Below are 18,071 nucleotides of genomic sequence, written 5' to 3'. Positions count from 1 at the left end.
ACGGCGATTCCAGCGATGACGGCACGACCCCGGTTCGCGGGCGTACACCGTCTGTTGTCGCTGATCCGCCAGCTCGCCACCCGACCGCCGTTCACCCACCGCGCACCGGACCTGCAGGTACGCGGCGACGAACCGCTGCCGCTGGTGTGTCTGGTCGGCCGCGAGGCCCCGGACCGGTTCCTCACCGCCCTGGAATCGACCCTGGGTGACGCCTCGCCCCGGATCCCGCACGCCCTGGTCGACGCCGACACCGCAGGCACCCGCAGCGCCGCGCGGTGGGGGCTTTCCGGCGAGGATCCGGCCGCTGCCGCCGCCGCCCGGGAACCGCCGCTGCTGCCGCTGCTCGACGAACTCAGCTTCCGGCTGGCCGCAGACTCGTTCGGTGCCGGCCGACTGACCCGGTTCGACCACTACCGGCTGGCCGACTGGCTGTCCGGACACCGGTTGCCGCCGGCCCGGGGCCGTGACGACCGGTCCGCGGTGCTGGCGTTGCTGCGTACGTGGAGCGGCCGCGCCCCCCAGCCGGTCGGCGCCGCCGGCACCGACCCGTCGGTGTCGGTGGCGGAGGTGGCATCCGGGGTGTGGACCCGCCTGGGGCTGTGGCTGCTGATGTGGGTCGGTCAGGGTGCGTTCCGGCGCTGGCTGAGTCAGCGGCCGGCCGGGCTGGGCCGCGAGGCGCGGTGGTTCATGCGCCGCCAGCCGTACATGGTGCCCCGGCACTCCACCGATTTCCTCGGCTTCGCCGAACGGCTGACCCTGGACCGACGCAGCTTCGAAAACGCCGAACAGGTCAAGAAGCTGCTGGTGCACGCGTTCCTGGAGGATCTACGCGCCGCGTACCGGCGGCGTCGGTGGCGGTGGTTCCCCCGCCGGTCCGGCTGGCGGCGCACCGCCTACGTGACCGTCCTGGTCAGCAACGCCACGGACGACAACGGCGGCTGGGAACTGCTGCGCCTGATCAACGCGGTGCGCAACGAGACCGGCGAGCTCGATCCGCTGCTGGTCGTGGCAGCCTGCGACCGTCCACCGGACCGGTCGGGAGGCACCGACGGCCGACCGATGCCGGCGCACGACGCCGACCGTGCGCTGCAGCTGTGGCGGCGCGGGCTGCCCCATCGACGTCAGCTACTGGCGACCGACGCGCGTTACCTGGTGCTCGACCTGCCTGAGCCGGTCCCACCGGGCCGTGTCGGTGCACTCGCCGCCGACGACGCGGCCGCCTGGGATCCGTCCGAGACCACCTGGCGGCTACCGCCGCCGCCCCGGCTGGCCCGGCGGGGGGCCGTGGAAGGGCTGCTCGCCGTCGCCCTGGTCGCGGTGCTGGCCGCCCCGCTGCTCACCGTCCGGCAGTACTGGCAGGAACACTGCTCGGTGCTACGGTCCCAGGTGGACGCTGCGGTGAGTGTCGAGCTGCTGCGCTTCGGGCCCGACGACATGCAGTGCGTCGGACACAGCGACAGCGCGGCGCAGGTCTTCGGCACCAACGCCCGGCTGCGGGCGGCGCAGCTCCGGGTGTTCGCCGGGAACGAGACCGCGGCGCGCAAGCTGGCCGCGATCCCGCACCGGCCGATGATCAGCCTGGTGTACTTCGCCGGCCTCACCCACGCCGGCAGCGACCTCGACACCGATCACGCGGTCGCCGAGGAACTCGAAGGCATCGCACTGGCCCAGCAGCAACAGCACGCCGCGTCGTCGCTGTCCGAACCGCTGGTACGGGTGGTGATCGCCAACGCCGGCCGGGGCATGCGGCAGGCCCACCACGTCGCGCAGCAGCACCTCATCCCGCTGATCGACGCCGACGACAGCATCAAGGGCGTGATCGGGATGGACCGCACCGTCCCGGAGACCGAGGAGGCGATCCGGATCCTCGGCGAAGCCGGCATCCCGGTCTTCGGCACCACCCTCACCGGCACCGGGCTGGCCGAACTGTCCCAGTTGTACTTCCAGCTGGTGCCGGACAACACCCGGCAGGCGGAGCTGGTGGCCCGCTACGCCGCACACATTGGACGAGACAAGGTGACGGTGTACCACCCGCCGATCGACCCGGACCACCCCGACGAGTACGTGAAGACACTGCGCGACGCCATCGCCGACCGGATGGGCGAAGCCGTCGAGCTGGTCGACTGGCGCGACGACGTCAACGAACTGCCGCCGCCGTGCCGCCGGCCGGACTGGGCGCAGGCGTACCAACGGGAGTTGTTCTTCTACGCCGGGCGGGAGAACCACTACCGGGACTTTCTGCGGACGATGAACGACGGCTGCGTCGATTCGGACCGTACGCCGCACATCGTCGCCGACGACGCGGTCACCCGGGCGGTCGCCCAGGCCAGCTTCCGGACCGACGACACGTTCGCCGGCTCCCGTGTGCGCTACGTCGGCCTGGGCAGCCTGGTGGTGCTCGGCGGCCGGGACTGCGTGACGTACGGCAGGCCCGCCCCCGCGCTGTCCGACATGCAGCCGATGCAGTCGTTCTGCTCCGGCTATCAGCGGCTGCGGGCGCGGCTCGCCGCCGACCTGCCGACGGAGGAGCTGCCCGCCACCTCGTACCCCGGTGAACGGGTCGGCGTCGCCTACGACACCGTACGGATGCTGGTGGACCTGGTCCGGCTCGGCGGCCGGCACCGGTGGCACCGCGCCGCGCTGGTCCAGCTGCTCCGGGAGCCGGGGTACGAGTTCCTCGGCGCGAGCGGGGTGATCAGCTTCAGTGCCTCCCGGATCGGCGACTCGCGCAACATCGCGATCCTGGAGCTGGCGATCCCGCCGTCGGGCGATCCACAGTCGCGCGAGCCCGAGCCTAGCTGTGTGTTCCTGATCGGCGACCTGTACCGGGTCGGCGAGCCCGGCAGCGACACCGGCAACGGCTGCCCCGTAGCACCGGACGACTGAACCGCCCTCGGTCCCCCACATCCGGGGGTGCCCGTGGGTTGCGCTACCCGTCGAGCAGTGCGCCGGAGTCGATGCGGAACGGGAACGGCCGCTCGGCGGCCAACACCTCGCTTTTCGTCGCGGTCGCATGCTCGACGTAGTGCTCACCGTCGAGTCGGAACAGCCGCAGGGTGACAGCGGAGAAGGCAGGTAGCTCCGGCTCCACGAGCAGGTACCACCCGATCCGCGCGGCGGCGTAGAACTGCATCTTGAGCAGCCGGTCGGTGGCGGCGTTGCTCGGCGAGGTGATCTCGCAGATCAGCACCACCTCGGCCGCATCGGTCACCGACCCGTCCCGGCTGGTGTCGGCCACGACGAGGTCCGGGATGACGATCCGGTCGGGGCGCAACCGAACGTTGATCGCCTCGTAGGCGGTCAGGCCGACCGCCCGGGCTGCCGGGTACAGCGCCGACATCAGCAGGAACGACAGCTGCTGATGCGGCTTGCTCGGGGCCGGACTCACCCACAGACCTCCGTCGATCAGCTCGATACGGTTGGGAGTCTCACCGAGGGCGAGGTACTCCTCCTCGCTCCACGGCCCCACGTGATCAAGGACGGCCACGCTCACCGGCAGACTCACCTCCAGACTGATGCCTCCACCAGTCTGCCATCTGCCCCTCGGGGGCGGCGGTGGTGGCGGTGATCCCGCCCCAACGGTCCCGGCAGACGTACGCCAGGTCGGCGTGGATCCACCTGCTGTCGTTGTCGCGCAGCACCGGCCGGCCGCAGTGCCGGCACGGCGCGACCCTCGGGTACGGCGGTGTGGCGGGTGTGCCGGTCACGGGGCGTCGCCAGTGCTGTCTGCGTCGCCGTCACCGTCGCCCCAGCCCAGTCCGCCGAGCCCGGCCGCCCGGTGGAACCCCGGGGTGGTGGCGGACCTCTGCGCACACCTCACCGTCCGGACCACGTACCCCGCAGAACAGCGGCTCGTTGAAGTTCCACGCCTCCGCCCGCGACAGCAGCGGCGCGTGCTCCCCCAGCTCCGGGCACAGGATGGTGAGCCCTTCGGCGTACGCGACGGCCTGCTCGCGGGCGGTGTCGAAGTCGACGGCGGCAAACGTCAGGTGCAGCGTGTACCGGCCACGCCGGTCGTACCGCAGCCAGTCCGGCAGGTTGCCGATCCCGCCCGGACCGTCCCCGCTGCCGTTGACCCGCGCTGCCGGGCGGCGACGCTCACGCTCGTTGAGGTAGCGGTTGACCAGCGCTTCGGCGTGCCCGGCCGGGCCGGCCCCGGGGCCGAGGGCGTGCGCGACGGCGGCCCGCGCCGGTTCGGACAGGTCAGCCCGATCGAGTACGGCGAACAGGTCCCGGTTTCGCTCGGTCGGATCGAGGGTCGGGTCGGTCCAGCGTGCTGAACGGTTGTCGGTCACGGACACCTCCAAGGGCAGTGGGCGACGACATCATCCGCCCTCAGCATGCATCCACGTGGCTGAAAATACAACGTCGCAAACAACTTCCGTTCAGATGATCTGTCGTACATACTTCGTTCTGACTCACGTCGCCGCTGCCAGACCCGCATGCCCCGGAGGTGTTCTCGTGGCACAGGTTCCGAGCCCGACGATCCGCGCTCGCCGGCTACGCCGGGAGCTGCGTCGACTCCGCGACGCGGCCGGCCTGACCGCCGAGGGCGTGGCCCGCCGCCTGGGCTGGCACCGCACCAAGGTCATCCGGCTCGAACACGGCCACTCGCGGATAACACTCAAGGACACCGAGCAACTGTTGGCCCTCTACGAGGCGTCCGATGAGGACCACGAGTCCTTGACCGCGCTCACCAAGCAGGCCCGGCAGAAGGGCTGGTGGAGCGCGTACGGTGACGTGCTGCCCGACGACTACGTCGGATTCGAGGCGGAAGCGACCGCGATCAGCACGTTCCAGAGCCTGTACGTGCCGGGACTGTTGCAGACCGAGGAGTACGCCCGCGCCATCATCCACGCCGGGCGCAGCACCGCCGACGCGGACGAGATCGACCGGCGGGTCGCCGCCCGGCTCGCCCGCAAGTCACTGCTCTCGCGCGACGTGCCGCCGAGACTCTGGATCGTCCTCGACGAGGCGGTGATCCGCCGGGTCGTCGGGGGCCCGAAGGTGATGCGTAACCAGCTCACCCGGCTGATCGACGCCTGCGCCCAACCGTCGATCGAGCTGCAGGTCGTGCCGTTCGGCGCGGGTGCGCACGCCGCAATGGCCGGCCCGTTCACCATCCTCAGCTACGCCGACCCGATCCTCGACCCGCCCATCGTTTACATCGAGAACGATGCGAACACCCTGTTGCTGGAGGAGGATGCCCACGTGGCGCGATATAGACTCATGTTCGACCACCTGTGCGCCAAGGCTCTCGACCCGGACGAGTCCGGTCGGTTCCTTGCTCGGGCGGCAGAGGAGCTTCCCGACTGACCCCGACCGGCCAGAGGAGACGCGGGATGACCGCCCCAGACCACTCCCGCGCCCACTGGCGCAAGAGCAGCCGCAGCAGCGCCAGCGGGTCAGACTGCGTCGAGGTGGCCACGCTGGCCGGCGGCACGATCGGCGTACGCGACTCCAAGGACCCACACGGCCCGGCGCTGCTCTTCCCCGCCGGGGCCTGGACGGCGTTCCTCACCGCACTCCCCTGTCAGCCATAGCCGTCGCACTGACAAGATGATCGATGGTTGTCGCTATAATTCGCCAGGCGGACGGCCTTCAGGCCACAGCGGCCGGTGTCGAGGAGTCACGGGAGTTGATCGCTCGCGCACGGGACAGCATCGAGTAGGGGTGGCGGCAATGGACCTTTCCAAGGCGATCTGGCGAAAGAGCAGCCGGTCCAGCGGTGGCGGAAGCGGCGACTGCGTCGAGGTGGCTGACCTTGACGTCGCCGTAGGCGTACGGGACAGCAAGGACGCCACCGGACCAGCTCTGGTCTTCAGCCCGGCTGCCTTCACCAACTTCCTGTCCGGCCTCAAGGACCGCGAGTCCACGAAGGGCTGATCCGGCTTGCGCGCAACCACCTCCGATGGACGTGGCATGACTACGCCAGAGCTGTCCCGCGCCCGGTGGCGCAAGAGCAGCTACAGCGGCGACAACGGCGGCTCCTGCGTCGAGGTGGCCGCGCTGGCCGGCGGCACGATCGGCGTACGCGACTCCAAGGACCCGAATGGCCCGGCGCTCCTCTTCCCCGCCGGCACCTGGACGACGTTCCTCACAACGGTGTCCAGCCGCTGACCCGACCGGTCTACTCCTCCGACGATCGACACCCGTGCCCGCCGACCGCCCGTACGTCTTCCTCGACGTCGACGGCGTACTGATTCCCTTCGCCGCCCGTGCCACTGGCCGGTCACCTTCGCCCCACGTTGCAGCTGACGTTGAGGCCATCGGTAATCCGCTGCTGGAGCGACTCGATCCGGAGGACGGACGCCGGCTGCTGGCGCTCGTTTGCCAGCTGGTCTGGGCGACCACGTGGATGGCCGAGGCGAACGACGTCGTCGCGCCGCTACTCGGCCTGCCGGAGCTGCCGGTCGTCCTCTGGCCGGAGTCCGGCGACGAGCCCCCTGCGCGGCGTGCACTGGAAGACGGCGTTCCTCATCAGGTGGGCGGCCGGGCGCACCTTCGTCTGGCTCGACGACGAAGTCACCGACCGGGACCGGCACTGGGTGTCCGCGCACCACCCGGGCGAGGCCCTGCTGCACCGCGTCGACCCACATCTCGGCCTCACCGATGCCGACTTCTCCACCGTCCGCCAGTGGCTCGCAGTCAACGCCAGCAAGGCCGCCTCTCCCCCAGCACCATGATCAGTTGATGTCCTGCCAGTAGATCGCCGGCGTGTCGCCCGGCAGGACATCAACTGATCATGGTGAGTCGCTGCCGGTAGCCGCCCTGCCTGATCCCGCGAGTGCCACGCCGATGTGAGGCTCAGATACCCTACGAGCGCCTCGTAAGGTATCTGTGCCTCACATCGATGAAGCACTCCAGCCGCCCGAGACGCTCATGCCGACGGCACGCGATGGCCGATAACCGCTGGAGGCGACACCGTCGAGTCGGGCAGCATCGGACGCATGATCTTCCTCGTGCCCGGCGACCCGCTGCGGCCGACCCGCCCGGACGAGCACTTCGCGCCGGAGGCCCGAGCCGCCCGGGAAGCCGGCTACGCCGTCGCGGTGGTTGACCACGACAAGCTGGCCAGAGGCGATGACGCGGTACGGGCGGTGGCGTCGGTGGCCGGCGACGGCATGGCCATCTACCGAGGCTGGATGCTGGAGGCTGACCGGTACGCGCGGTTCGTCGACGCACTCGCCGCGCGAGGCGTGACGCTACGTACCACCGCCGAGCAGTACCGACAGGCCCACGAGTTCCCTGGTTGGTACCCCACGCTGGCGACGGTGACTCCGCGCTCGGCCTGGACTGTCGGCGCATCCCGAACAGACTTCGACCAGGCCCGACTCGCTCTCGGCAACGGCCCTGCCGTCATCCGCGACTACGTGAAGTCGATGAAGCACTACTGGAGCGAGGCCGCCTTCATCGCGAGCGTCGAGGACGGCGACGCCGTGTGGAGGGTCGCGAGCCGCTTCCGGCAACTACGGGACGACGACTTCGTCGGTGGATTCGTGCTGCGCGAGTTCGAGCAGTTCACGGCTGCGGAGGTACGGACCTGGTGGGTGCACGGTCGATGTGTCCTGGTCGGGCCGCATCCGGACACCCCACACGATCACCCGCCGGAAGGGATCGACCTCGGCTGGCTCGCCCCACTGATCGATGCTCTGGGTCTGCCGTTCGTGACGGCCGATCTGGCGCTGCGCGCCGACGGCGTGTGGCGGGTCATCGAGGTAGGCGACGGGCAGGTCAGCGACCGACCCGTCAGCATCGATCCAGCCATGCTCATCGCGGCAGCATTCGACGAGGCTCGGTGAGCTTGAGGCAGCCGCCCAGGAGCGCTACCGCCGAGCGACAGTCACATCGAGGTGAGGCTCATCCACCTCACAAGGCACAGATGACGTGGATAGCCCTCACCTCGATGCAGCGCGGCACCGGCGACGCAGGACGGACTACGGTGGGTCGATGAGCACTCGCCGTCTGCCCGCCCAGGTCGGTGACCTGCCGCCGATCGGGCGGCCCGCCAACAGTGCCCTGCTCGCAGCCGGCGTCACCACCCTCGCCCAGGTCGCCACCTACCGCCGCGCCGACCTGCTGGCCATGCACGGGATCGGCCCGAAGGCCGTCGGCATCCTGGCCACCGCGCTGGCCGAACGCGGCCTCGCTTTCGCCGACTGACCAGAGGAGATGCCGGATGACCTCGCCTGACAGCGTCCACCTCCCACACCCCCAGCCCGCATCGGCACTCGTACGAGAAGCGACGCTCGCCGATGTCGATCAGCTGACCGAGGTGCACACGCTGGCCCGCACCGCCTACTACACGGCGACAGGTGGGCTCGACCCGGCCGACCCGTCGTTGTCGTCGCCCGAGGCGTACGCCGAACGCCGTGCCGCCTGGGCCAACGCGGTCACCTCACCGGAACGGTTCACCGTCGCCGCGGTCCTCGACAGCCGGGTCGTCGGCTGCGCCGCGATGGGTCCTGCCCTCGCCGGTCATGTCGACCCGGCCCACGTCGGTCAGCTGTACCAGATCCACGTGCTTCCCGACTGCTGGGGCCGAGGAATCGGTGGGCTGCTGCACGACGCCTTCATCGCGTACCTGCGCCGGACCGGTCGGACCGGCGGGGTGCTGGAGGCGTGGGAACACAACGATCGGGGCCAGCGCTTCTACGCCGCTCGGGGCTGGCGGCCCGACGGCCACAGCCGCCCCGGCCCGGGCGACACCCGATACCGCTATTTTCAGCTCACGCTGTGACGGTTGACGATGAACTCGGCCCAGTACTCCGGCGTCTCGTGGTAGACGATGTCGGAGCCGACGATCCACACCCGTGGTGAACGCTCCCCGGGTTCGGCCTCGGACCACTGCCGGTTGACCACCGCCACCGCCGCGTCCCGCGTCGACCCGTACCGGGAGACGATCAGGTCCGCGATCTCCTCGCAGAAGGCAAGAGCCTCCGCGTCACCGGCGCACGGGAACTCGCCGTGCGGATGCAACACCGAATCGTGCACCAGATATTCGTCGTCGAAGGTCTCGCCGTCGATCCAGGACCGCGCCGGACGGGCGCGGAGCCGATCGCCCAGGCCTGCCTCGGTCAGCCCGTACTCGCACAGGAAACGGTCCAGATACGGCCGAGGGCCGACCGCCGCCCAGGACGAATCCACCATCGCCCCATCCTCGCCCGGTCGAGCAACACCGGGTCCGCCGGGGCACCACCTGGCCAGGAGTAACGTGCCGGGCGTGAGCGAGCTTGTCGAGCGGCACACCGTACTCGCCGTCGTCGTCGGATCCCGGGCGTACGGGCTGCACGGGCCGGACTCCGACTACGACCGGCGCGGCGTGTACGTGGCCCCGACCCGGGCGTTCTGGCAGCTGGACAAGCCGCCCACCCACCTCGACGGGCCGGCGCCGGAGCAGTTCTCCTGGGAGTTCGAACGCTTCTGCACCCTGGCGCTGCAGGGTAATCCGACGGTCCTGGAGGTGCTCTGGTCACCGCTGGTCGAGACGCTGCGCGAAGACGGCGAGGAGTTGCGGGCCGCCCGGCAGGCGTTCCTGTCGACGCGGCTGGCCCAGACGTACGGCGGTTATGCCCGCGACCAGCTCGACCGGGTGGCGGCCCGCCGGGAACGCACCGGCGAGACGAACCACAAGCAGGCAATGCACATGATCCGGCTGCTGACCGCCGGTGCGCACGTGCTGCGGACCGGGCAGGTCCTGGTCGACGTGGGACCGTTGCGGGACCGGCTCCTCGCCCTCCGGCGCGGCGAGCTGCCGTGGGCGGCGGTCACCGCGTGGGCAGCGGACCTGCTGACCGAGCTCGACGACGCGGCGGCCGGCACCGCACTACCGGAACAACCCGACCGGGCCACCGTCGACCGGCTGCTCATCGCCGTACGGGAAAGGCACCTGCGGTGACCGGCGCGCGGGGTCGTTGAAGTTTCCCGGAGAAATTCCGCGCCGGCATGTCGAGAACCCGGGAGCGGCTCCGTCCCAGGTGCGAACACGGCCACAATGGGCCGTACCTCACCAAGGAGAACATGATGACCAAGTACCTGCTGCTCAAGCACTACCGGGGCGCGCCGGCGGCAGTCAACGACGTACCGATGGACAAGTGGGAGCCGGCGGAGGTCACGGCCCACATCCAGTACATGAATGACTTCGCCGCCCGGCTGGAGGGCACCGGCGAGTTCGTCGACGGTCAGGCGCTCTCCCCGGAGGGCACCTTCGTCCGCTACGACGGCGAAGGCCGGCCACCGGTCACCGACGGCCCGTTCGCCGAGACCAAGGACCTGATCGCCGGCTGGATGGTGATCGACGTGGAGAACTACGAGCGCGCGATCGAGCTGGCCGGCGAGCTGTCCGCAGCTCCCGGTGCCGGTGGCAAGCCGATCCACGAGTGGATCGAGGTGCGGCCGTTCTACGCCGAGCAGCCCACGGCCACCGAGTGAACGAGTCCCTGCTGCGGGAGCTGGTGCCCGCGGTGATCGGCGTCCTCGTCCGCCGCGGAGCCGACTTCGCGGCGGCCGAGGACGCCGTGCAGGACGCCCTGGTCGAGGCGGTACGCGGATGGCCCGACGACCTGCCGCGCGATCCCAAGGGCTGGCTGGTCACGGTGGCCTGGCGCAGGTTCCTCGACGCCGTCCGCGCCGACACCTCCCGGCGGCGGCGGGAGGAGCTGGTCGACGCCGAGCCCGCGCCCGAGCAGGGGGCGGCGGCGACGGATGACACGCTGGCGCTGTACTTCCTGTGTGCGCACCCGGCCCTGACCCCGGCCTCGGCGGTCGCGCTCACGCTGCGCGCGGTCGGCGGGCTGACCACGCGGCAGATCGCGCAGGCCTACCTGGTGCCGGAGGCGACCATGGCCCAGCGGATCAGCAGGGCCAAACGGACCGTCGCCGGCGTCCGGTTCGACCAGCCCGGTGACGTCGCCACCGTGCTGCGCGTGCTCTACCTGGTCTTCAACGAGGGGTACTCCGGTGACGTGGACCTCGCCGCCGAGGCGATCCGGCTCACCCGCCAACTGGCAGGCATGATCGACAATACGGAGGTCGCCGGCCTGCTGGCGCTGATGCTGCTGCACCACGCCCGGCGTCCGGCCCGCACCGGTCCCGAGGGTCGGCTCGTGCCGCTCGCCGAGCAGGACCGCAGCCGGTGGGACACCGCACTCATCACCGAGGGCGTCGACGTGCTCCAGTCCGCCCTCACCCGCGACCGGCTGGGCGAGTTCCAGGCCCAGGCTGCCATCGCCGCGCTGCACGCCGACGCGCAGACCGCTGAGGAGACCGACTGGGTGCAGATCGTCGAGTGGTACGACGAACTGGTACGCCTCACCGACAACCCGGTGGCACGACTCAACCGGGCCGTCGCGCTCGGCGAGGCCGACGGCGGGCGAGCCGGTCTGGCCGCCCTGGCAGAGCTCGACCCGGCCCTGCCCCGGTACGCCGCCGTTGCGGCACACCTGCACGAGCGCGACGGGGATCCGGCGACCGCGGCACGGCTGTACGCGCAGGCCGCCCGGTCAGCGCCCAACCTGCCCGAACGCGACCACCTCACGCGACAGGCCGCCCGGCTCAACGCGCAGCTGCGAAGTTGACGGTGACCCGCAGTGGCTCCGGCCTTCCCGACGGCCGCCGCAACTGGCAGAGTCTGCTGCGACATGACGATGCTCGACCTCTGCTATGACAGTCTTGACGGCCTTTCCGTCGGTGACGCCCTCGGCGCCCAGTTCTTCGTCCCCGGCACCAGCTCCGCCGCGCTACCTGATGGTGACCCACCGGCCGGGCCGTGGCCGTGGACCGACGACACCGAGATGGCCTGCTCGATCGTCGCCGAGCTGCGCGAGCGCGACGGTATCGACCAGGACCGCCTAGCGGCCCGGTTCGCCGAGCGCTTCGAGCCGTACCGTGGCTACGGTGCCGGCGCGGTGGTCCTGCTACGCCAGATCCGGCAGGGCGTCGCCTGACGGGACGCGGCAGGTGCGGCGTTCGACGGCCAGGGGTCGATGGGCAACGGTGCGGCGATGCGGGTCGCCCCACTCGGCGCCTTCCACGCGGGCGACAACCGTACCGCCGCTCTGCAGGCCTGGCGGTCGGCGGAGGTCACCCACGCCCACCCCGAGGCGATCCTGGGTGCGGTCGCGGTCGCCGTCGCGGCGGCGGAAGCCGGCTGGTCCCGGCTGCCCCGGTCCCGGCCCGAGCCGGCCGAGCTGCTCGACGTGGTGCTGGGCCATCTAATCGACGGCCGGCTGATGTCCGGCATCGTCCGGGCCAGGCAGCTGCTGGGGGTCGGCGTCGCCGAGGCGGCGTACGAGTTGGGCAACGGCTCGCAGGTGCTGGCCTTCGACACCGTCCCGTTCGCACTGTGGGTCGCCGCGACCCGGCTCGACGACTACCCGGCGGCGATCCACGCCTGTGTCGAGGCCGGCGGCGACGTCGACACGACCGCGGCGATCGTCGGCGGCGTCGTGGCCGCGTACACCTGCTCCGGACCGGGCGGGATCCCGGCGCGGTGGCTGGCCCGCCGCGAGCCACTCCCCGACCGCGTACGCCGGTGATGGGCCTGCCTGTCACACGGCGAGCAGCGGATCCGGCCGCCGCAGCAGGCGGCGCAACGTACAGGGCATTCGGTTACGCCAAGTCGGCTACGACGTTCCTCCGGTCCGGCGACCTCGCCCATCGCAGGCAGAGACTCCCGTCTGGTAAGAGACGCCCGGCCTTCACGGGCGTAAACTCGTCGACATGAGCGTGACCCTGGACCTGCCCGATGACGCGCTGCAACGGCTGACTGCCGAGGCGACGCGGCGGGGTGTCGCGCTGGCTGACGTGGTGGCGGATCTCGCGACGCGTCTGCTTCCAGCCGATCAGCCCTCCCGCCGACGTATCGCCTTTGTCGGCTCGGGTGCCTCCACGTCCGGCATCACCAGCCGAATGGATCAACTACTCGACGAGGGGTTCGGTCGAGACTGACATCGTGCTCATCGTCGACACCGGCGTCATCGTCGCGGCCGCAGACCGCAACGACCCGCACCACGAGTCAAGTGCGCAACTCCTGGAGACCGCAGCGGGCCCGCTGGTCACCTCGCCGATGATCGTCGCCGAAGCCGCATATCTCATCACCCGCGAACTCGGCCCAACCGCTGAGCAGTCGCTCTACACAGCGATCATCGAGGGTGACCTTCGGGTTGAGACCCTGACGCGCACGGACTGGATACGGATCCGCGAACTGGTCGACCGATACCGCGATCTTCCACTCGGCGGCACCGACGCCAGCGTCATCGCGCTAGCCGAACGCTTCGCAGTCAGGCAGGTCGCGACCCTGGACCGTCGTCACTTCACCGTTGTCAGACCGGCCCACACCCCGGTGTTCACTCTACTGCCCTGACCTGCGGGTTTACCGGTCGCCGCAGGTCGACGGCACCCCGTACCGAAACTTGAATGATTCCAGAAAACGGCCTATCGTGGCCCGGTGACATCCGACCTCGAGGCGCAGCTGAGGGCGGCCTCGTTGCGGGTGACCCGACCGAGGCTGGCGGTCCTCGCCGCGCTGCACGACCACCCGCACGTCGACACCGACACGGTGATCGACCTGGTGCACGCCGATCATCCGACCGTGTCCCACCAGGCGGTCTACGATGTGCTGCGGGTCCTCACCGACGCCGGTCTGGTACGCCGTATCCAGCCCGCCGGCGCGACCGCCCGCTACGAACGGCGGGTCGGGGACAACCACCACCACCTCGTCTGCCGCTCCTGCGGCGCGATCACCGACGTCGACTGCGCCGTCGGCTCCGCCCCCTGTCTCACCGCCTCCGACGACCACGGCTTCGTGGTCGACGAGGCGGAGGTCGTCTACTGGGGCACCTGCCCCGGTTGCACGACCGAAAGCGCTCCCTCGTCATCGACCAATCCGGAAGGGAACAGATGAGCGACATGCAGGACAACGCTCCCACCAGCGCCCAGGGTGTGGAAAAGATGTCGGCGGCCGGCTGCCCGGTCGCCCACGACTCGGTCACCTCGCACGGCAGCGAGAGCGAGAACCCGGCGATCGACTCGCCGACGCCGAAGACCGGCGGTCGGCCGCGGACCAACCGGGACTGGTGGCCCAACCAGCTCGACCTGTCGGTGCTGCACGCCCACTCCCCCAAGGGCAACCCGCTCGGCCCGGACTTCAGCTACGCCGCCGAATTCACCAAGCTCGACGTCGAGGCCCTCAAGCGGGACATCGTCGAGGTGCTGACCACCTCGCAGGACTGGTGGCCGGCCGACTTCGGCCACTACGGCGGCCTGATGATCCGGCTGAGCTGGCACGCCGCCGGCACGTACCGGATCGAGGACGGCCGTGGCGGCGCCGGCGACGGTGGGCAGCGTTTCGCCCCGCTCAACAGCTGGCCGGACAACGCGAACCTGGACAAGGCCCGCCGACTGCTCTGGCCGGTCAAGGCCAAGTACGGCCAGAAGATCTCCTGGGCCGACCTGCTGGTGCTCGCCGGCAACGTGGCCCTGGAGTCGATGGGCTTCAAGACCTTCGGCTTCGGCTTCGGCCGGGAGGACGTGTGGGAGCCGGAGGAGATCTTCTGGGGTCCGGAGGACACCTGGCTCGGCGACGCCCGTTACCTCTCCGAGAAGGAGATGTCCACCGGGGTCGGTGCCACCGAGATGGGTCTGATCTACGTCAACCCGGAGGGTCCGCGCGGCAACGCCGACCCCCTCGCCGCAGCGCACTTCATCCGGGAGACGTTCGCCCGGATGGCGATGAACGACGAGGAGACCGTCGCGCTGATCGCCGGCGGCCACACCTTCGGCAAGACCCACGGTGCCGGCAACGCCGACCAGCACGTCGGCCCGGAGCCGGAGGGCGCACCGCTGGAGGCTCAGGGCCTGGGCTGGCTGAGCACGTACGGCAGCGGCAAGGGCGGTGACACGATCACCAGTGGTCTGGAGGTCACCTGGACCGACAAGCCGACGCAGTGGAGCAACCGCTTCTTCGAGATCCTCTTCGGGTACGAGTGGGAGCTGACCACCAGCCCGGCCGGCGCCAAGCAGTGGGTGGCCAAGGACGCCGAGGCGATCATTCCGGACGCGCACGACCCGGCGAAGAAGCACAAGCCGACGATGCTCACCACCGACCTGTCGCTGCGCTTCGACCCGGCGTACGAGAAGATCTCCCGCCGGTTCCTGGCCAACCCGGACGAGTTCGCGCTGGCCTTCGCCAAGGCCTGGTACAAGCTGCTGCACCGCGACATGGGTCCGGTCGCCCGCTTCCTCGGGCCGTGGGTTCCCGAGGCGCAGCTGTGGCAGGACCCGGTGCCGGCCGTCGACCACGAGCTGGTCGGCGACGCCGACGTCACCGCCCTCAAGGCGAAGGTCCTCGACTCCGGTCTCAGCGTCGACCAGCTGGTGAGCACCGCCTGGGCGTCGGCGGCGAGCTTCCGCTCCACCGACAAGCGTGGCGGCGCCAACGGTGCCCGCATTCGACTGGAGCCGCAGCGCAACTGGGAGGTCAACCAGCCGGAGCAGCTCGCCACGGTGCTGAGCACCCTGGAAGGCATCCAGCAGGAGTTCAACGCGGCCGGCGGGGCGAAGATCTCGCTCGCCGACCTGATCGTGCTGGCCGGTTCGGCCGCCGTGGAGAAGGCGGCCCGCGACGCCGGTGTCGAGGTGACCGTACCGTTCCGCCCGGGTCGCACCGACGCCAGCCAGGAGCAGACCGACGTCGAGTCGTTCGCGGTGATGGAGCCGCGCGCCGACGGGTTCCGCAACTACCTGCGGCCGGGTGAGAAGACCCAGCCGGAGGTGCTGCTGGTCGACCGGGCGTACATGCTCAGCCTGTCCGCGCCGGAGATGACCGTGCTCGTCGGCGGTCTACGTGCGCTCGGGGCGAACGTCGGTGGTGCCCGCCACGGCGTGCTCACCGACCGGCCCGGCGTGCTCACCAACGACTTCTTCACCAACCTGCTCTCCCCGGGCACCCGGTGGAAGGCGTCGGCCGACGAGCACGTGTACGAGATCCACGACCTGGCCACCGACGAGGTGAAGTGGACCGCGACCGCGGTCGACCTGATCTTCGGCTCGAACTCGCAGCTGCGGGCCCTCTCCGAGGTGTACGCCAGCAGCGACGCCCGGGAGAAGTTCGTCACCGACTTCGTCGCCGCCTGGGTCAAGGTCATGGAGCTGGACCGCTTCGACCTGGCCTGATCCCGCGCATCTGCCAGTTGTCGCCCCGCCGACCGGCCCCCGGTCGGCGGGGCGACGGCCGTTGCGACGTCGGTTCACCGGGGACACCAGCGGTTGGCGTAGCCGTCGACGGAACCACAGGAACCGATGCCCTGCGGATAGGTGAAGAAGTCGGTCGGGTCGTACTTGCGCTTGACCTCGACCAGCCGCTGGTAGTTGTCGCCGTAGTAGGCCCGCCGCCAGTCGGCCAGGTCCGGGTCCGGGAAGTTCTGGTACGCACCATGCGGCGGCTGCCCGACGAGCAGCGCGTCGTACAGCGCGGTCAACCAGCTGACGCTGGCCACCTCGGTCGCCGGCGGGTCGTCGTCGGCCCAGCTGGCCTCGGCGGCCATGATGAACAGGGCGTCGCGGTGCACGAACGCGGTCGCGTCCGGCGGTACGTCGTTGATCCGCCCGCCCATGCAGAACAGTGCCACCCCGGCACCGTCGGGGTTACGGCTGCCCGGCCACTGCCGCAGCCCGGCCACCAGGGTCGCCAACCGGTCATCGTCCAGCGGGGCGCGTAGCACCGCCGACTTGACCGCGAACTGCTGCACCGGGGTGGTCGCCGACAGCAGCTCCGCCGCCTGGGCCGGGGTGACCTGACGGATGCTGGCCCGGTTGGCGGTGCGTTCGGCCGCGGTGCCGATCGCCAACGCCGGGGCGAGGATCGCGGCCAGTTCGTCGGCGTACCCGTAGAACTGGCCGAGCGCGTCGGCAAAGACCTGGCGGTTGCCGTCCGCGTCGAGGGTCACCCCGGCGCCGATCCGGCAGTCGAAGCGCCGGTCGGCGACCCGGGCTGCGGCGACGTGCTGCATCGCCGCCAACGCCGCCGCCATGCTGTCGGCGCCCCAGCGCAGCTGGAAGTACGCGACCTCGCCCTGCAACCGCACGTACCGGAAGGTGAAGGCGGTGTTGACGCCGAAGTTGTTGCCGGCCCCGCCCCGGCAGGCCCAGAACAGGTCCGGTTCGGTGTTCTCGTCGCAGGTCGTCGTCGTGCCGTCGGCCAGCACCACGGCCGTGGCCGCCAGCCGGTCGCAGGTCAGCCCGAACATCTTGTCGCTGAACCCGATGCCGCCGCCGAGGACCAGCCCGGCCACCCCGACCGTCGGGCAGCGGCCGGCCGGTACGAAGATGCCCTGCCGTTGCAGCAGCGGACGCAGATCGGCGTTGACGACACCGGCCGCCACGGTCAGCAGTCCGGCGTCCGGGGTGACCTCGACCGGGCCGTACCGCTGCGGTGGTGCCGGCGCCGGGTTCGGTGCCACGGCGATGTCGCGCAGTCGGCTCGCCACCAGCAGCAGGCCGGGGGTGGTCGAGTAGCCGGCGTAGTTGTGGCCGAGGCTCGACCGGGGCACCAGCGGCATGCCGACGTCGCGGGCCCAGTTGACGGCCACCGCGACGTCGTCCGGGGTGCCGGCGGCCAGGATCGCCGCCGGTCGGACGTTGGCGTACCGGTGGTTGAACGGGATGCTCAGCGCCTCGTAGCTCGCCCCGCCCCGCCGGTAGAGGGTCGCGGCCGGCGACAGCCGCCGCTGCAGCGCGTCCCACTGCGCCTCCGGTAGGTCTGGCAACGGCCGGTCACCGGGGCGGACCCCGATGTCCGGGTCCTGCGGCCGGACCTGCGACGGTTGGTCCGACGGGGCCGGCAGCGGTGCACCCGACGGGGTCGGTACGGCCCCGGCGGGCCGCCCGAGCAGCCCGACCGTCGGGACCAGACCCGCCACCGCTCCGGCCCGTAACGCCGTCCGTCTGCTCACCATCGTCTGCTCCCCCGCTGGCATCATCCGGTCTGTGCGGTCCCTGCCGCCCCGGCCACCGCACCGACCCTGCCACCGGTCAGCTGTCCCGCCCGCCCCGCAGACCACACGTCACCCGTC

Annotated in this window: 19 protein-coding genes and 2 pseudogenes; 17 read left to right on the top strand and 4 right to left on the bottom strand. The window is 70.7% G+C overall.

From position 1 onward, the window contains the following. Positions 1 to 15: 15 nt before the first annotated feature. Positions 16 to 2,886 carry an ABC transporter substrate-binding protein gene (locus tag ACN28F_RS22320; RefSeq protein WP_421359570.1) on the top strand — a complete coding sequence of 957 codons (2,871 nt, stop codon included), beginning with the start codon at positions 16 to 18 and terminating at the stop codon, positions 2,884 to 2,886. A gap of 43 nt (positions 2,887 to 2,929) precedes the next feature. Here the strand turns inward: ACN28F_RS22320 and ACN28F_RS22315 are convergent, their stop codons facing one another. After that, on the bottom strand, positions 2,930 to 3,493 hold the full coding sequence (locus ACN28F_RS22315; protein WP_289209856.1) for a Uma2 family endonuclease: 564 nt from the start codon (positions 3,491 to 3,493) through the stop codon (positions 2,930 to 2,932). A 244-nt stretch (positions 3,494 to 3,737) separates the two neighbouring features. Next, entirely contained in the window at positions 3,738 to 4,295 is a 558-nt protein-coding gene (locus tag ACN28F_RS22310) for a hypothetical protein (RefSeq protein ID WP_421359569.1), read from the bottom strand. A gap of 166 nt (positions 4,296 to 4,461) precedes the next feature. Here ACN28F_RS22310 and ACN28F_RS22305 point away from each other — a divergent pair, with 166 nt between their 5' ends. The 8 genes and pseudogenes from ACN28F_RS22305 to ACN28F_RS22270 all read left to right on the top strand — a co-directional run bounded on the left by ACN28F_RS22305 (position 4,462) and on the right by ACN28F_RS22270 (position 8,740). Next, a complete protein-coding gene (locus tag ACN28F_RS22305) occupies positions 4,462 to 5,316 on the top strand; it encodes a helix-turn-helix domain-containing protein (RefSeq protein WP_421359567.1) in 855 nt (284 codons plus the stop codon). Positions 5,317 to 5,342: 26 nt separating this feature from the next. Further along, complete coding sequence (locus ACN28F_RS22300; RefSeq protein WP_421359565.1) at positions 5,343 to 5,543, top strand: DUF397 domain-containing protein; 201 nt, start codon at positions 5,343 to 5,345, stop codon at positions 5,541 to 5,543. Between the two features lie 139 nt (positions 5,544 to 5,682). After that, positions 5,683 to 5,886, top strand: a complete 204-nt coding sequence (locus tag ACN28F_RS22295; protein ID WP_421359563.1) for a DUF397 domain-containing protein — start codon at positions 5,683 to 5,685, stop codon at positions 5,884 to 5,886. Between the two features lie 36 nt (positions 5,887 to 5,922). Continuing rightward, positions 5,923 to 6,120 carry a DUF397 domain-containing protein gene (locus tag ACN28F_RS22290; RefSeq protein ID WP_421359561.1) on the top strand — a complete coding sequence of 66 codons (198 nt, stop codon included), beginning with the start codon at positions 5,923 to 5,925 and terminating at the stop codon, positions 6,118 to 6,120. A 34-nt stretch (positions 6,121 to 6,154) separates the two neighbouring features. Then, positions 6,155 to 6,686, top strand: a pseudogene (locus ACN28F_RS22285) (HAD domain-containing protein). Positions 6,687 to 6,950: 264 nt separating this feature from the next. Then, positions 6,951 to 7,802 (top strand): ATP-grasp domain-containing protein, encoded by an 852-nt coding sequence (locus ACN28F_RS22280; RefSeq protein WP_289209851.1) that lies wholly within the window; start codon positions 6,951 to 6,953, stop codon positions 7,800 to 7,802. A gap of 148 nt (positions 7,803 to 7,950) precedes the next feature. Further along, a complete protein-coding gene (locus tag ACN28F_RS22275; RefSeq protein ID WP_421359559.1) occupies positions 7,951 to 8,163 on the top strand; it encodes a DNA-binding protein in 213 nt (70 codons plus the stop codon). Between the two features lie 16 nt (positions 8,164 to 8,179). Continuing rightward, positions 8,180 to 8,740 (top strand): GNAT family N-acetyltransferase, encoded by a 561-nt coding sequence (locus ACN28F_RS22270; protein ID WP_421359558.1) that lies wholly within the window; start codon positions 8,180 to 8,182, stop codon positions 8,738 to 8,740. On the opposite strand, the gene ACN28F_RS22265 is transcribed toward ACN28F_RS22270, so the two are convergent. Beyond that, on the bottom strand, positions 8,725 to 9,150 hold the full coding sequence (locus ACN28F_RS22265; protein WP_421359557.1) for a hypothetical protein: 426 nt from the start codon (positions 9,148 to 9,150) through the stop codon (positions 8,725 to 8,727). The two genes, ACN28F_RS22270 and ACN28F_RS22265, sit on opposite strands and share 16 nt — an antisense overlap. A gap of 73 nt (positions 9,151 to 9,223) precedes the next feature. Here ACN28F_RS22265 and ACN28F_RS22260 point away from each other — a divergent pair, with 73 nt between their 5' ends. From ACN28F_RS22260 to katG, 8 genes and pseudogenes are all read left to right on the top strand, one after another. Next, a complete protein-coding gene (locus tag ACN28F_RS22260) occupies positions 9,224 to 9,898 on the top strand; it encodes a DNA polymerase beta superfamily protein (protein ID WP_421359556.1) in 675 nt (224 codons plus the stop codon). Positions 9,899 to 10,023: 125 nt separating this feature from the next. Continuing rightward, positions 10,024 to 10,431, top strand: coding sequence for a YciI family protein (locus ACN28F_RS22255; protein ID WP_289209846.1), 408 nt, complete (start codon positions 10,024 to 10,026; stop codon positions 10,429 to 10,431). Further along, positions 10,428 to 11,576 carry an RNA polymerase sigma factor gene (locus tag ACN28F_RS22250; RefSeq protein ID WP_281551444.1) on the top strand — a complete coding sequence of 383 codons (1,149 nt, stop codon included), beginning with the start codon at positions 10,428 to 10,430 and terminating at the stop codon, positions 11,574 to 11,576. Before ACN28F_RS22255 ends, ACN28F_RS22250 begins: the two co-directional genes overlap by 4 nt. Positions 11,577 to 11,639: 63 nt before the next feature. Beyond that, a pseudogene (locus ACN28F_RS22245) lies at positions 11,640 to 12,536 on the top strand (ADP-ribosylglycohydrolase family protein). Between the two features lie 184 nt (positions 12,537 to 12,720). Continuing rightward, positions 12,721 to 12,948 carry a hypothetical protein gene (locus ACN28F_RS22240; RefSeq protein WP_289209843.1) on the top strand — a complete coding sequence of 76 codons (228 nt, stop codon included), beginning with the start codon at positions 12,721 to 12,723 and terminating at the stop codon, positions 12,946 to 12,948. 4 nt (positions 12,949 to 12,952) lie between these two features. Continuing rightward, on the top strand, positions 12,953 to 13,363 hold the full coding sequence (locus ACN28F_RS22235) for a type II toxin-antitoxin system VapC family toxin (RefSeq protein WP_289209842.1): 411 nt from the start codon (positions 12,953 to 12,955) through the stop codon (positions 13,361 to 13,363). Positions 13,364 to 13,447: 84 nt separating this feature from the next. Beyond that, the gene (locus ACN28F_RS22230; protein WP_289209841.1) at positions 13,448 to 13,903 is read left to right on the top strand and encodes a Fur family transcriptional regulator; all 456 of its coding nucleotides are present in this window, start codon (positions 13,448 to 13,450) and stop codon (positions 13,901 to 13,903) included. Next, positions 13,900 to 16,173 (top strand): catalase/peroxidase HPI, encoded by a 2,274-nt coding sequence (gene katG / locus ACN28F_RS22225; protein ID WP_289209840.1) that lies wholly within the window; start codon positions 13,900 to 13,902, stop codon positions 16,171 to 16,173. The genes ACN28F_RS22230 and katG overlap by 4 nt, the downstream gene beginning before the upstream one ends. A 74-nt stretch (positions 16,174 to 16,247) precedes the next feature. Here katG and ACN28F_RS22220 read toward each other — a convergent pair whose 3' ends face one another. Beyond that, a complete protein-coding gene (locus tag ACN28F_RS22220) occupies positions 16,248 to 17,954 on the bottom strand; it encodes an FAD-binding oxidoreductase (RefSeq protein ID WP_421359554.1) in 1,707 nt (568 codons plus the stop codon). Between the last annotated feature and the right edge of the window lie 117 nt (positions 17,955 to 18,071).

Origin of the sequence: Solwaraspora sp. WMMA2101 (assembly GCF_049179175.1) — a bacterium.
Lineage (GTDB): Bacteria > Actinomycetota > Actinomycetes > Mycobacteriales > Micromonosporaceae > Micromonospora_E.
Note: the sequence above shows the minus strand (reverse complement) of the source record. Positions and strands in the feature narration are given on the sequence as shown.

Coding starts and splice junctions, on each gene's coding strand:
- ACN28F_RS22295 (WP_421359563.1), top strand. CDS start 5,683: ATGGACCTTTCCAAGGCGATCTGGCGAAAGAGCAGCCGGTCCAGCGGT.
- ACN28F_RS22275 (WP_421359559.1), top strand. CDS start 7,951: ATGAGCACTCGCCGTCTGCCCGCCCAGGTCGGTGACCTGCCGCCGATC.
- ACN28F_RS22270 (WP_421359558.1), top strand. CDS start 8,180: ATGACCTCGCCTGACAGCGTCCACCTCCCACACCCCCAGCCCGCATCG.
- ACN28F_RS22280 (WP_289209851.1), top strand. CDS start 6,951: ATGATCTTCCTCGTGCCCGGCGACCCGCTGCGGCCGACCCGCCCGGAC.
- ACN28F_RS22255 (WP_289209846.1), top strand. CDS start 10,024: ATGACCAAGTACCTGCTGCTCAAGCACTACCGGGGCGCGCCGGCGGCA.
- katG (WP_289209840.1), top strand. CDS start 13,900: ATGAGCGACATGCAGGACAACGCTCCCACCAGCGCCCAGGGTGTGGAA.
- ACN28F_RS22300 (WP_421359565.1), top strand. CDS start 5,343: ATGACCGCCCCAGACCACTCCCGCGCCCACTGGCGCAAGAGCAGCCGC.
- ACN28F_RS22265 (WP_421359557.1), bottom strand. CDS start 9,150: ATGGTGGATTCGTCCTGGGCGGCGGTCGGCCCTCGGCCGTATCTGGAC.
- ACN28F_RS22240 (WP_289209843.1), top strand. CDS start 12,721: ATGAGCGTGACCCTGGACCTGCCCGATGACGCGCTGCAACGGCTGACT.
- ACN28F_RS22220 (WP_421359554.1), bottom strand. CDS start 17,954: ATGGTGAGCAGACGGACGGCGTTACGGGCCGGAGCGGTGGCGGGTCTG.
- ACN28F_RS22290 (WP_421359561.1), top strand. CDS start 5,923: ATGACTACGCCAGAGCTGTCCCGCGCCCGGTGGCGCAAGAGCAGCTAC.
- ACN28F_RS22320 (WP_421359570.1), top strand. CDS start 16: ATGACGGCACGACCCCGGTTCGCGGGCGTACACCGTCTGTTGTCGCTG.